This window comes from Crossiella sp. CA198 (assembly GCF_052078295.1).
Classification (GTDB): Bacteria; Actinomycetota; Actinomycetes; order Mycobacteriales; family Pseudonocardiaceae; genus Crossiella.
In genome coordinates, this window is sequence record NZ_JBQJIM010000032.1 from 82,163 (window position 1) to 94,804 (window position 12,642).

11 protein-coding genes are annotated in these 12,642 nt (G+C 70.0%); 6 read left to right on the forward strand and 5 right to left on the reverse strand.

Translation table 11 applies throughout. From position 1 onward, the window contains the following. Nucleotides 1-6 precede the first annotated feature (6 nt). From ACTOWY_RS38775 to ACTOWY_RS38795, 5 genes are read right to left on the reverse strand one after another with little or no spacing between them, the layout of a single operon-like run. Nucleotides 7-1,014, reverse strand: a complete 1,008-nt coding sequence (locus ACTOWY_RS38775) for a LacI family DNA-binding transcriptional regulator (RefSeq protein ID WP_441314575.1) — start codon at nt 1,012-1,014, stop codon at nt 7-9. Further along, complete coding sequence (gene yicI, locus ACTOWY_RS38780; protein ID WP_441314576.1) at nt 998-3,352, reverse strand: alpha-xylosidase; 2,355 nt, start codon at nt 3,350-3,352, stop codon at nt 998-1,000. The genes ACTOWY_RS38775 and yicI overlap by 17 nt, the downstream gene beginning before the upstream one ends. Continuing rightward, nucleotides 3,349-4,194 (reverse strand): carbohydrate ABC transporter permease, encoded by an 846-nt coding sequence (locus ACTOWY_RS38785; protein WP_441314577.1) that lies wholly within the window; start codon nt 4,192-4,194, stop codon nt 3,349-3,351. Before ACTOWY_RS38785 ends, yicI begins: the two co-directional genes overlap by 4 nt. Next, nucleotides 4,191-5,084 (reverse strand): carbohydrate ABC transporter permease, encoded by an 894-nt coding sequence (locus tag ACTOWY_RS38790; RefSeq protein ID WP_441314578.1) that lies wholly within the window; start codon nt 5,082-5,084, stop codon nt 4,191-4,193. The genes ACTOWY_RS38785 and ACTOWY_RS38790 overlap by 4 nt, the downstream gene beginning before the upstream one ends. After that, the gene (locus ACTOWY_RS38795) at nt 5,081-6,364 is read right to left on the reverse strand and encodes an ABC transporter substrate-binding protein (protein WP_441314579.1); all 1,284 of its coding nucleotides are present in this window, start codon (nt 6,362-6,364) and stop codon (nt 5,081-5,083) included. The genes ACTOWY_RS38790 and ACTOWY_RS38795 overlap by 4 nt, the downstream gene beginning before the upstream one ends. A gap of 306 nt (nt 6,365-6,670) precedes the next feature. Here ACTOWY_RS38795 and ACTOWY_RS38800 point away from each other — a divergent pair, with 306 nt between their 5' ends. Genes ACTOWY_RS38800 through ACTOWY_RS38825 form a run of 6 tightly spaced genes read left to right on the forward strand, consistent with a single transcriptional unit; the run spans nt 6,671 to nt 12,451 of the window. Then, nucleotides 6,671-7,591: a carbohydrate ABC transporter permease gene (locus ACTOWY_RS38800; RefSeq protein ID WP_441314580.1), complete on the forward strand. Its 921-nt coding sequence runs from the start codon at nt 6,671-6,673 to the stop codon at nt 7,589-7,591. Continuing rightward, the gene (locus ACTOWY_RS38805; RefSeq protein ID WP_441314581.1) at nt 7,581-8,423 is read left to right on the forward strand and encodes a carbohydrate ABC transporter permease; all 843 of its coding nucleotides are present in this window, start codon (nt 7,581-7,583) and stop codon (nt 8,421-8,423) included. Before ACTOWY_RS38800 ends, ACTOWY_RS38805 begins: the two co-directional genes overlap by 11 nt. A gap of 20 nt (nt 8,424-8,443) precedes the next feature. Further along, on the forward strand, nt 8,444-9,754 hold the full coding sequence (locus tag ACTOWY_RS38810; RefSeq protein ID WP_441314582.1) for an ABC transporter substrate-binding protein: 1,311 nt from the start codon (nt 8,444-8,446) through the stop codon (nt 9,752-9,754). Then, on the forward strand, nt 9,751-10,833 hold the full coding sequence (locus tag ACTOWY_RS38815) for a Gfo/Idh/MocA family protein (protein WP_441314583.1): 1,083 nt from the start codon (nt 9,751-9,753) through the stop codon (nt 10,831-10,833). The genes ACTOWY_RS38810 and ACTOWY_RS38815 overlap by 4 nt, the downstream gene beginning before the upstream one ends. After that, nucleotides 10,824-11,720 (forward strand): PmoA family protein, encoded by an 897-nt coding sequence (locus ACTOWY_RS38820; RefSeq protein ID WP_441314584.1) that lies wholly within the window; start codon nt 10,824-10,826, stop codon nt 11,718-11,720. The genes ACTOWY_RS38815 and ACTOWY_RS38820 overlap by 10 nt, the downstream gene beginning before the upstream one ends. Next, on the forward strand, nt 11,720-12,451 hold the full coding sequence (locus ACTOWY_RS38825; protein WP_441314586.1) for a cupin domain-containing protein: 732 nt from the start codon (nt 11,720-11,722) through the stop codon (nt 12,449-12,451). Before ACTOWY_RS38820 ends, ACTOWY_RS38825 begins: the two co-directional genes overlap by 1 nt. Nucleotides 12,452-12,642: the final 191 nt, after the last annotated feature.

Below are 12,642 nucleotides of genomic sequence, written 5' to 3' on the forward strand. Positions count from 1 at the left end.
AGGGTTTCAGGTGCGCGGAGGCGCGGTGCTGGCCCGCTCGGTCAGCCGGGGCGGCAGCAACGCGGTCCTGGGTGGTTCGTGGCCCTCCAGCTTGGCCACCAGCAGCTGCACGGCCCGCTCGCCCAGCTCCTCGGCTGGTATGGCGACCGAGGTGAGCGGGACGGCGGCGCGCTCGGCCTGCTCGTCGGGGCACAGCGCCAGCACCGAGAGGTCCCTGGGCACCAGCACGCCTGCCCTGCCGAGTTCGGCGAGCAGCGAATCCAGCACGAACTCGTTGTGCACCACCAGCGAGGTGACCTCGGGACGTTCCCGCAGCACCGCCCTGGCCAGCGCGCGGGCCGCCTCGGGATCGGCCGCGCAGGGGTAGACCGTGGTGCGCACGCCCAGCTGGCGGGCGCACCGCTGCAGGCCGTCGGAGACCCTGGCGGCGAACCCGGTCTCCCTGGCGTAGACCTCCGGCGGGGAGCCGATCAGCACGATCTCCCGGTGTCCCAGCCCGGCCAGGTGCCGCACGCAGCGCTCCCCCGCCGCGGCGAAGTCCAGGTCGACACAGGTGAAGCCGTAGTCCTGCGCGGGCAGGCCGATGAGCACCGCGGGCCGGTCCAGCTCCCGCAGCACCGGCAGCCGCTCGTCGTGCAGCTGCACGTCCATCAGCACAAAAGCGTCCGCCAGCGCGGAGCGGGCGACCCGGCGCAGTCCCTCGGCGCCCTCCTCCTGGGTCAGCAGCAGCACGTCGTGGTCGTGCCGCCGGGCGGCGGTGGCCACCGCGGCCACGAAGCGCATCATCACCGGCACGTGCACCCCGCTGCGCAACGGGATCACCAGTGCGAAGACCTTGGCCCTGCTGCTGGCCAGCGACCTGGCCCCGGCGTGCGGACGGTAGCCCAGCACCCGGATGCTCTCCGCCACCCGGCGCGCGGTCCGCTCGGAGATCGACCGCTTGCCGCTGAGCACGTAGGACACCGTGCTCGGCGACACCCCGGCGTGCCGCGCTACGTCAGTGATCTTGATCATCGTCGCCCCCCAGGACCACCGTGACCACCGGGCTCTCCGCCTCGATCAGCGTGCCGTGCGGATGCGCGGCGATCCGCCCGCCGTCGACCGAGCGCACCGAGCCTGCCCCGACCAGCAGCACCCGCCAGCCGGTGACCTCCCGGTCGGCCTGCACCATCACCGTGCGCCCCATTCGCGCGGTGTCGAAGACCGCCGCGGTCGCGCCGGTGAGATCCGGCACCCTGGTGCGCACCCGCGTCCCGTCGGCGAACTGGTGCACGTGCAGGGTCACGCCCTCGGCGTAGTCGTAGTCCGGCCGGTCCGCCACCGCGCCGAACGGGATCACCGAACCGGGCCTGGCCAGCAGCGGCAGGGACTGGAAGTCATACCGCCGCCGCAGCCACCGCCCGCCCGGCACCGCCTCCCCGGTCAGCACGTCGGTCCAGACGCCATCGGGCAGGTAGTAGGAGACCTCGCCGTCGGCGCTGAACACCGGTGCCACCAACAGATCCCCGCCCAGCAGGTACTGCCGTTCCAGGTGGCCGCAGGCCGGGTCGCCGGGGAACTCCAGCGCCATCGCCCGCAGCACCGGCACGCCCTCGGTGTGCGCCTGCACCGCCGCGGCGAACAGGTATGGCATCAGGCGGGCCTTGAGCCTGGTGAACAACCGCAGCACCGGGGTGGACTCCTCGTCGAAGAGCCAGGGCACCCGGTAGGAGGAGCTGCCGTGCAGGCGGCTGTGCGAGGACAGCAGCCCGAAGGCGATCCAGCGCTTGAACAGCGCCGGGTCCGGGGTGCCCTCGAAGCCGCCGATGTCGTGGCTCCAGAAGCCGAACCCGGACAGGCCAAGGGACAGCCCGCCGCGCAGGCTCTCCGCCATCGCCTCGAAGGAGGACTCGCAGTCCCCGCCCCAGTGCACCGGGAACCGCTGGCAGCCCACGGTGGCCGAGCGGGCGAAGACCACCGCCTCGCCCTCGCCGCGCCGCTCGCGCAGCAACTCGAAGACGGTGCGGTTGTAGAGGTAGGTGTAGTAGTTGTGCATCCGCTCGGGGTCGGCGCGGTCGTAGTAGACCACGTCGGTGGGCACCCGCTCGCCGAAGTCGGTCTTGAAGCAGTCCACGCCCTGATCCAGCAGCGCGCCCAGCTTCTCGGCGTACCAGCGGCGCGCGGCCGGGTTGGTGAAGTCCACCAGCGCCATGCCCGGCTGCCACAGGTCCCACTGCCAGACATCCCCGTTGGGCCTGCGCAACAGGTAGCCCCTGGCCTGCCCCTCGGCGAACAGCGCCGAGCGCTGGGCGATGTAGGGGTTGATCCACACGCTCACCTTGAGCCCGCGCGCCTTGAGCCTGGCCAGCATGCCCTCGGGATCGGGGAAGGTGCGCGGGTCCCACTGGAAGTCGCACCAGTGCAGCTCGCGCATCCAGAAGCAGTCGAAGTGCACCACGCTCAGCGGGATGTCCCGCTCGCGCATGCCGTCCAGGAAACCGGTGACGGTCTGCTCGTCGTAGGAGGTGGTGAAGGAGGTGGACAGCCACAGCCCGAAGGACCAGGCCGGTGGCAGCGCGGGCCGCCCGGTCAGCGCGGTGTAGCGGCGCAGGACGTCCTTGGGTGTGGGGCCGTGGATGAGGAAGTAACGCAGCGACTGGCCTTCGACGCTGAACTGCACCTTGGACACCGCCTCCGAGCCCACCTCGAAGGAGACCAGCCCCGGGTGGTCGACCAGCACGCCGTAGCCCGCGCTGCTCAGGTAGAACGGCACGTTCTTGTAGGCCTGCTCGCTGGCGGTGCCGCCGTCGGCGTTCCAGATGTCGACCACCTGGCCGTTCTTCACCAGCGGCCCGAACCGCTCCCCCAGCCCGTAGACCAGCTCGCCCACCGCCAGCCGCAGCTGCTCGCGCACGTGGTGCCCGCCCTCGCCGGTGGTCATGAACCCCATGCCGTTGTCACCACTGGAGGTCAGCACCCTGCCGCCGGCGACGAAGTCCAGCGACCACGGCCTGCCGCGGGCCACCCGCACCGACAGCTCGCCGGAGCTGAGCACCGCCTCATCGTCCACAATGGACACCGAGTCCCAGTCGTCCGGCCCGGCCGGGCCATCGGCGACGGCCAGCTCGAACCTGGGCTGCCGCGGCTGCTCACCGGCGAAGTGGGTGATGGTGACGCCGATGACCCCCGGCATCGGCGCGGTCAGGCCGACCGTGACCACCGGCCCCTTCAACAGATCGCCGCGGTGGCGCACCCGGCTGGTGGGCGCGTGCACGGTGAGCGAGCCGGGTCCCGGCGTCACGTCGTGGGCCTGCACCGGGTGCTCGGCGCGCACACCCTCGCGCAGCAGCCAGTAACCGTCGCTGAACTTCATCGGCCCATCCCCGCGGTCAGTCCCCTGGTCAGAGTTCGTTGGAAGATAAGGAAGAACGCCACCGCCGGGATGAGGCCCAGCAGCGCGGAGGCGCTGGTGGTGGTCGCGTCCATCATGCGTTGCCCTTGCAGCACACCGAGTGCCACCGGCACGGTCTGGGTCTCGTTGGACACCAGCAGCACCAGCGGCAGGAAGAACTCGTTCCAGGTCCAGATGAAGAAGAACACGAACAGCACGCCCAGCGTCGGCCTGCTGACCGGCACCACCACCCTGGTCAGCACCTGCCAGGAGTTCGCGCCGTCGATCCGGGCCGCCTCCAGGATCTCGCGCGGGAACTCGCCGAGGATCGAGGACAGCAGGTAGGTGCCGAAGGCCGCCTGGATCACGGTGAAGACGATGATCACGCCCAGCTGGGTGTCGTACAGGCCGACTTCCTTGAACAGGTAGTACAGCGGGTAGACCAGCGCCTCCTGCGGCATGGTGTTGGCGATCAGGAACAGCACCACGATCCACACCCGCCCGCGCACCCGGCCGATGCCCAGCGCGTAGGCGTTGCACACCGAGACCAGCACGGCCAGCACCGCGACCGCGCCGCTGATGAGCAAGCTGTTGAGCAGCTTGCCGCCGAAGTCCACCCGCTGCCAGAACTCGATGATCCCGGCCAGGTGCAGCCCGTTCGGCAGGCTCAGCGGGCCGTCGGCGGCGTACTCCGCGGGCGTCTTGACCGCGTTGAGCGCCACGATCGCGAACGGCGCCAGCATGGCCACCGCCAGCACGAGCAGGGACAGCAGCACCGCGGTGGCTGGCCAGCCGATCCGGCGCTGAGTCATCCGCCGGGTCACGCGCTCGCCCCCGCCCGCTCGCCGCGGTGCTGCACCCGGACGAACACCGCGGTCAGCGCCAGGATGAGCACCAGCAGCACGGTGGCGATGGCCGCGCCGTAGCCGACCTGGGTGCGTTCGAAGAAGTTCTGGAAGCTGAAGTAGGCGGGCACCGTGGTCGCGCCGCCGGGTCCGCCCCTGGTGAGCACGTAGATCGGGCCGAAGACCTTGAGCGCGGCGATGGTGCAGGTCAACAGAACCACGTAACTCTCCGGCCGGATGTGCGGCACGGTGATGTGCCAGAACCGCCGCCACCAGGACGCGCCGTCGAGGTCGGCGGCCTCGTACAGCGCGGGATCCACCCGCTGCAACCCGGACATGAAGATCACCACCGGATAGCCCAGCTGCACCCACACCAGCACGCCCATCACGCTGTAGAGCGCCAGTTCCGGGTTGCCCAGCCAGTCCTGGGCCAGCGCGCCCAGGCCGAGACCGGCGAGGACCTCGTTGAGCGCGCCGTTCTCCGCGGCCAGGATCCAGCTCCACACGATGCCGGCCACCGCGATCGGCAGCACCTGCGGCAGGTAGAGGCAGGCGCGGATGACGCTGGCGGTGCGCGGGCCGAACCGCTTGCCCACGATGTCGAACAGGGTGGCCGCCAGCACCAGGCCCAGCAGGGTCGGCAGCACCGCCATGGCCAGCACCAGCCCGATGTTGTGCCGGAAGGAGGCCCAGAACGTGCTGTCGGCGAACAGCCGCCGGTAGTTGTCCAGTCCGGTCCACTGTGGATCGCCGACCCCGGACCAGCGGGTGAGGCTCAGGCCCAGGTTCATCATCAGCGGCACCAGGATCACCGCCAGGAACAGCAGGGCGCCGGGGATCAGGTAGAGCCAGTAGGCGCGGGTCCTCATCTGCCGACCGTGGCCAGGTTTTCCTGGTACGGCTTGGCCAGCTCGGTCAGCACCTGGTGCGGCGGCGCGGCCCCGGTGATCAGCTTCTGGGTGCCGGAGACCATGGCGTCGTAGTAGCCGGGTGCGGGCCAGTCGGGGTAGTAGGCGAGCCCGTCGTCCCGCACCAGCGCGGCGAAGTCGTCGTTGAGCACCTTGGTGCGCGCGTCGGCGGCGGGCGCGGGATCGGCGGCCACCGCGATGGCGCCTGCCTCGGCGAGCTTGTTCTGGATGCCCTTGCGCATGGTGATGTCGATGAAGTCATACGCCAGCTGCTTGTTCTTCGAGCCCTGCGGCACAACCCAGTGGTTGCCTGCCGATCCGGCGCTGAGCTTGGTGCCGGGCCAGCGGAAGGTGCTCCACCCGAAGCCGGTGATCTCCTTGGCCAGCCTGCCGTGCCACCAGCTGCCGGAGATCATGATCGGGTGCTCGCCGCGGGTGAAGGCCGCGCCCATGTCCTCGGCCTTGACCCCGGCCGCGGTGTTCTTGAGGTATCCCTTGCGCACCCACTCGGCGAAGGTCTCCGCCGCGTGGCTCCAGGCGGCGTCGTGGAAGTCCACCGGGCCGGTGTAGCGCTGGAAGCGGTCCACCCAGTCGCGGTCGGCCTTGCTCAGCGCGAGCTGGTAGAGGATGTGCTGGGCCGGATACTCCGCACCGCCCACCGCCAGCGGGGTCACGCCCGCGGCGACGAAGGTGTCCATCGCCGCGGTGAACTCCGCCAGGGTGGCGGGCACGGCGATCCCGCGTTGCCGGAAGGCGTCCTGGTTGTAGTAGACGGTGACGTACTCGGCGTAGTTCGGCACGCCGAACCACTTGCCGGAGCCCATCACCCCGCGCTCATCGTACTTCGCGGTGGTCTGCAGGCCGGGGGCGAGCAGCTTGTCCCAGCCGCGTTTCCCGGCTTCCTCGCTGAGGTCGGTGAGCAGGCCCTGCCGGGAGAGCAACCCGGTGGTGGCGTTGCCCTTGTTGTACTCCAGCACATCCGGCGTCTCCCGGGAGTTGAGCACCATCGGCGCGGTCTTCTGAATCTGCTCGAAGCCCTTCTCCTGGAAGCGGACCTTCACCCCTGGATGACCGGCCTCGAACTCCTTGATCGCCTGCTGCCAGGCGATGCCCATGGCGCTGTTGGGCGCCTCGTAGTGCCAGACCTCCAGGGTGTTCGCCCCGGAATCCCCGGAGCCACCGCAGCCCGCGGCCACCAGCAGCAAGGCGCACAGCGCCACGATCCGCACTCGCCGGAACATCGATGTCCTCCAGGAAAACCGTGGTTCACCGTCGAATCGAAGCGCTTCGACTGGGGAAGTTACGGCCACCCCGGAACCACGTCAACACCGCTCCGCCAAGGACTTTCCGGCAACCTTGCTACCTGATCCGCGATTCGACGAGTTTCGACCACGGTCGTCGAATGCGCCCGTTCGATTCGAATTCGACCATTCGTTGCCAGCGCAGGACATCAGCGCTGTCTTGACTCCTCCGGCAGGCCGATGCAACGCTGGAAAGCGTTTTCCACCAGACCTGATTTCCAGCGCGGTGAGGAAGGTTCCCAGGCCGTGAGTGCCCTCGACGAGCTGCGCCGGTTGCGCCGCGGCGGCCCCGCGCGCAAGCGGGACAACAAGGCCGCGTTCTGGTTCCTGGCACCCTGGTTCCTCGGCCTGGCCGTGATCACGGTCGGCCCGGTGCTGGCCTCCTTCGACCTCGGTTTCACCAAGTACAACCTGATCCAGCCGCCGAGGTTCATCGGACTGGACAACTTCGCCCGCATCCTCACCGACGAGCGGCTGCACAACGCGCTGCGGGTGACCGTCACCTACGTGCTGGTCTCGGTGCCGCTACAGCTGGCCTTCGCCCTGGGGGTGGCCATGCTGCTGGACCGCGGGATGCGCGGGCTCGCCTTCTACCGCTCGGCGTTCTACCTGCCGTCGCTGCTGGGCTCCAGTGTGGCGATCGCGGTGCTGTGGACACAGATCTTCGGCGCCGACGGCCTGGTCAACCGGGTGCTCGCGCTCTTCGGTGTGCAAGGCAAGGGCTGGATCTCCGACCCGGACACCGCGCTGTCCACGCTGATCGTGCTCAACGTGTGGACCTTCGGCGCGCCGATGATCATCTTCCTGGCCGGGCTCCGGCAGATCCCCGCCATGTACTACGAGGCCGCCGCCATCGACGGGGTAGGCAGGTGGTCGCGGTTCCGGCACATCACCTTCCCGCTGCTGTCCCCGATCGTCTTCTTCAACCTGGTGCTGCAGATCATCCACGCCTTCCAGTCCTTCACCCAGGCGTTCGTGGTCTCCGGGGGCACCGGCGGTCCGTCGGACTCGACCATGTTCTACACGCTTTACCTGTACCAGCAGGGTTTCAGCCGGTTCGACATGGGCTACGCCTCGGCGCTGGCCTGGTTCCTGCTGCTGATCATCGCCGCGTTCACCTTCGTCAACTTCTGGGCCGCGAAGTACTGGGTGTTCTATGACGACTGATCTCAGGCGGCGGATCTCCGCGCCCGCCAAGCACATCGGCCTGCTGCTGCTCGGATTCGTGATGCTGTACCCGGTGCTGTGGATGGTGGTCAGCTCGCTGCGGCCGGACGAGGAGATCTTCCGCAGCCCCGGCCTGGTGCTGGACACCCCGCACACCGACAACTACGTGGCGGGCTGGAGCGCGCTGGCCTCCCCGTTCGGGCACTACCTGATCAACTCCGCGATCGTGGTGCTGGGCTGCGTGATCGGCAACCTGGTGTCCTGCTCGATGGCCGCCTACGCCTTCGCCCGGCTGGAGTTCAGCGGCAAGCGGTGGTGGTTCGGCATCATGCTCGGCACGATCATGCTGCCCATCCACGTGATCATCGTGCCGCAGTACATCCTGTTCTCGCAGCTGGGCTGGGTGAACACGTTCCTGCCGCTGGTGGTGCCCAAACTCCTTGCCACGGACGCCTTCTTCGTCTTCCTGATGGTGCAGTTCATCAGGGGGCTGCCGCGCGAGCTGGACGAGGCGGCGCGCATCGACGGCTGCGGCCACCCCCGGATCTTCCTGCGGATCATGCTGCCGCTGATGACGCCCGCGCTGGCCACCACCACGATCTTCACCTTCATCTGGACCTGGAACGACTTCTTCAGCCAGCTGATCTACCTGACGGACCCGGAGATGTACACCGTGCCGGTCGCCCTGCGCACCTTCATCGACGCCACCGTCTCGACCTCATGGGGCTCGCTGTTCGCGATGAACGTGGTGTCCCTGCTGCCGATCTTCCTGGCCTTCCTGCTCGGACAGCGCTACCTGGTCCGCGGCATCGCCACGACCGGCGGCAAGTAGCCGGAAAGGACCCAACCGCCATGCCCATCAGGACCAAGAGCCGCGCCACCAGGGCGGTACTGCTGTTGCTGACCGCGACCCTGCTCACCGCCTGCTCCGGCGGCGGCGGCGCGGGCCAGGAGCTGTCCAGGGATCCGGTGTCCCTGCGCTTCACCTGGTGGGGCGCGGACGACCGGCACAAGCGGACCCAGCAGGTCATCGAGCAGTTCCAGCGCAAGCACCCGAACATCACCGTGCGCGGGGAGTTCAAGGAGTGGAACGGCTACTGGGACAGCCTGGCCACCACCATGGCCGCCAACGACTCCCCCGACATCATCCAGATGGACGAGCTGTACCTGTCCTCCTACGCCGAGCGCGGCGCGCTGCTGGACCTCGGCGAGGCCGGGAAGCACCTGCGCACCGAGGCTTTCGACGCCAAGGCGCTGGCCACCGGTGCGATCGAGGGCAAGCAGTACGGACTCCCGGTCGGGCTGAGCGCGTACTGCTTCGTGGTCAACACCGACCTGCTGGCCGAGCACGGTGTGCCGCTGCCCGATGACTCCAGGTGGACCTGGGCGGACCTGCGCGCGACCGGCGAGCGGGTGTCCAGGGCCGCGGGCGGCAAGGCGTGGGGCGTGCAGTCCTGGGGCATCAACGACGGCGGCGGCCTCACCATCTGGGCCCGCCAGGCGGGCGCGGCGCTCTTCGACGACAAGGGCAAGGTGGTCATCCCGCCGAAGGTGCTCACCGAGTACTGGTCCTACCTGCTGGACCTGGCCCGCACCGGGATCGCGCCACCGCCGCCGGTCACCGTGGAGAAGGCATCGGCCGGGTTGAGCCAGTCCGCGACCGCGACCCGCACCGCGGCCATCGGCGCCTGGTGGAACACCCAGCTGACCGCGCTGACCGCGGCCAGCGGCGCCAGGCTCAAGCTGCTCCGGCTGCCCGGCGAGGCAGGACTGAAGGCCCCGGCCGCCTACTACAAGCCGTCGATGTTCTGGTCGGTCTCCGCCCGCTCGAAGCACCCGGCCGAGGCGGCCGCGTTCGTCAACTTCCTGGCCAACGACGAAGAGGCGGCGAAGGTCCTGCTCACCGAACGCGGGGTGCCAGCGAACCAGCGGATCCGCGCGGTGATCAAGGACAAGCTGACCGAGACCGACAAGGCCGCCGCGGCGTACCTGGACGCGCTGCCGGTCAGCGATCCGCCGCGGATCACCCCCAACGGAGCCAGCACACTGGACGCGATCCTCAAGCGGCACACCGAGAACGTCCTGTTCGGCCGGTCCACCCCCGAGCAGACCGCGACCGCGTTCATCACCGAGCTTCAGTCCGAAGTGGACGCCGCCAGATGAGCCGGGGGCACCGCACCGCGATCGCGGGCACCGGCGCGATCGCGGCCGCGCACGCCGCCGCCCTGCGCGCCGCCGGGGACCGGGCCACCCTGGTCGCGGTGGCCGACGTGGACGCCGCCCGCGCCCGCGAGTTCGCCACCCAGTGGGGCGCCCCGCGCAGCTATGACAGCCTGGGCAGGCTGCTGGCCGAGGAGTCGGTGGACGTGCTGCACCTGTGCACCCCGCCCCGGCAGCACACCCCGCTGGCGCTGGCGGCACTCGCGGCCGGGGTCACCGTGCTGGTGGAGAAACCGCCCGCGCTCTCCCTCGCCGAGATGGACGCGCTGATCGCGGGCGAGGCCGGGTCCACCGCGCACGTGGCCACGGTGTTCCAGCACCGGTTCGGCCCGGCCGCGCTGCGGCTGCGGCGGATGACCACGTCCGGCGAGCTGGGCAAGCCGCTGGTGGCCACCTGCGACACCCTGTGGTACCGCGACGACGCCTATTTCGCGGTGCCCTGGCGGGGTTCCTGGGACAGCGAGGGCGGCGGGCCCACCATGGGCCACGGCATCCACCAGTTCGACCTGCTGCTCTCCGTGCTGGGCCCGTGGCAGGAGGTCCGCGCGCTGGCCGCCCGGCAGGCCCGCGACGTGCAGACCGAGGACGTCTCGCTGGCGCTGGTCAGCTTCGCCGGCGGCGCGGTGGCCACCGTGGTCAACTCGGTGGTCTCGCCCCGGCAGACCTCGGCGCTGCGCTTCGACTACGAGCGCGCCACGGTGGAGGTCAAACACCTCTACGGCTACACCGACGCCGACTGGACGGTGACTCCGGCTCCCGGCCACGAGCAACTGCTGCCGCGCTGGCAGCGGGAGCACTCCGCGGTGGCCAGCGGGCACGACTGCCAGATCGAGGCCTTCCACGACGCGCTGGACCGGGGTGAACCGCCGCCGGTCACGCTGGCCGAGGCCAGGCACACCATGGAGTTCGTCGCGGCGCTGTACGCCTCGGCCTTCACCGGAGCGCCCGTGCGCCGCGGCGAGATCGGTCCGGACAACCCGTTCTACACCACCATGGAAGGGGTCGGCGCGCCATGGCGATGACACTGGCGATCACCCGGCTGGCCGAGGACCGGCTCGCGGTCAGCGCGGGCGAGATCGAACTCTTCGAGTACGTGTTCCGGCCGGCCATGCCGCCGTTCGAGGGCCCGAAGCCGTACCTGCACCCGGTGCGCACCCTCGCCGGAGACGTGGTGACCGCCTACCGGCCGCACGACCACCGGTGGCACAAGGGCATCGCGATGACCGCCACGGAGGTCTCCGGGCAGAACTTCTGGGGCGGCGTCACCTATGTGCACGGCCAGGATTACGTGGCCCTGCCCAACGTCGGCGCCATGCGGCACGAGCAGCTCGTCGTCACCGAACGCGGCCCGGAACGGATCGGGTTCACCGAGCGGCTGTCCTGGCACACCCAGGCCGGCGAGCACTGGGTGGACGAGGTGCGCGAGCTGGCGGTGCGCGAGGCCGGGGACGCGGCCTGGACGCTGGAGGTGGCCACCGTGCTGACCAACACCAGGGGCGAGCAGCTGGTGCTGGGCAGCCCGACTACCCAGGGCCGCGCGATGGCCGGGTACACCGGCCTGTTCTGGCGCGGCCCCAGGGCCTTCACCGACGGGGAGATCATCGCCGCGGACGGCGGCGGCGGTCCGGAGATGATGGGACGGTCGGCGCGCTGGCTGGCCTACACCGGCCGCCACGACGAGGTGGACCGCTGCTCGACGCTGCTGTTCCTGGACCACCCGGACAACAAGGCCACCCACTGGTTCGTGCGCAACAGCCCGTTCCCCGCGGTCAACCCGTCCTTCGCCTTCTTCGACCCGGTGGAACTGGCGCCAGGGGCCACGCTGAGCTTGCGCTACCGGGTGGTCGTGGCCGACGGCGCCTGGGACCGGGACCGGCTTGAGTCCTATGTGGAGGGACACCCGTGGTGATGCCGTTCCCCGGCGCGACCGGCATCTCCGGGTTGCGCGTCTACGACTGGCCGAGCACCGACGGCGGGTGCGGCGGCTCCCCGCACGTGCACCTGACCTGTGCGGAGTGCTACGTCGTGGTCGGCGGCGCAGGCCGGGTGCAGACCCTGACCCGCCGCGGGTTCGCCGAGCTGCCCTTGCGCGCGGGCACGGTCGCCTGGTTCACCCCCGGCACCATCCACCGCCTGGTCAACGACGCGGACCTGCGGATCGTGGTGGTCATGCAGAACAGCGGCCTGCCCGAGGCCGGCGACGCGGTGTTCACCTTCCCCGCCCCCACCCTGGCCGACCCCGACGCCTACGCCAAGGCCGCCGCGCTCGCCGACCCCGCCCACGCCTACGCCGGCGACGAGGCCGCGGCCCGGCGGCGGCGGGACCTGGCGATCGAGGGTTTCCTGGTGCTGCGGCAGCGAATCGAGTCCGGTGACCACGAGGCCCTCGACGAGTTCTACCGGGCCGCCCTCCGGCTAAAACAGGACCGGCTGGCCGACTGGGAGCAGCGCTGGCGGACCGGCGCGCTGGCCGCGGCGGAACGCACCGGCGAGCAGCTGGCCCGGCTGCGGGCCGGGGACCTCAGCCACCTGGCCGAGGCCGACATCCGCACGCTACCGCCACCGGAGACCCACCGGTTCGGCATGTGCGGCAAGCTCAACGTGCACCACCCCGCCGACGGCACCTCACCACACGACTAACCGCCCAGCCCACACCCCGAGAAAGCCCGCGTGTTGGCCGTTGTCGTACACAGCATTGGCCGTTGTCGTACTGACGTGCCCCGAAAAATCCGGACTCGACCCAAAAGGAAAATATCACGCCACCGACTGGTTCACAAACCACCCGGCCAAAACCTCCGCAGGAGGTCGGTAACCCAACCCCGAATGAAGCC

Bases quoted from the DNA above. Each gene is read 5' to 3' on its own strand.
- ACTOWY_RS38775 (WP_441314575.1), bottom strand. From the start codon at position 1,014: ATGATCAAGATCACTGACGTAGCGCGGCACGCCGGGGTGTCGCCGAGC.
- yicI (WP_441314576.1), bottom strand. From the start codon at position 3,352: ATGAAGTTCAGCGACGGTTACTGGCTGCTGCGCGAGGGTGTGCGCGCC.
- ACTOWY_RS38790 (WP_441314578.1), bottom strand. From the start codon at position 5,084: ATGAGGACCCGCGCCTACTGGCTCTACCTGATCCCCGGCGCCCTGCTG.
- ACTOWY_RS38795 (WP_441314579.1), bottom strand. From the start codon at position 6,364: ATGTTCCGGCGAGTGCGGATCGTGGCGCTGTGCGCCTTGCTGCTGGTG.
- ACTOWY_RS38805 (WP_441314581.1), top strand. From the start codon at position 7,581: ATGACGACTGATCTCAGGCGGCGGATCTCCGCGCCCGCCAAGCACATC.
- ACTOWY_RS38810 (WP_441314582.1), top strand. From the start codon at position 8,444: ATGCCCATCAGGACCAAGAGCCGCGCCACCAGGGCGGTACTGCTGTTG.
- ACTOWY_RS38815 (WP_441314583.1), top strand. From the start codon at position 9,751: ATGAGCCGGGGGCACCGCACCGCGATCGCGGGCACCGGCGCGATCGCG.
- ACTOWY_RS38820 (WP_441314584.1), top strand. From the start codon at position 10,824: ATGGCGATGACACTGGCGATCACCCGGCTGGCCGAGGACCGGCTCGCG.
- ACTOWY_RS38825 (WP_441314586.1), top strand. From the start codon at position 11,720: ATGCCGTTCCCCGGCGCGACCGGCATCTCCGGGTTGCGCGTCTACGAC.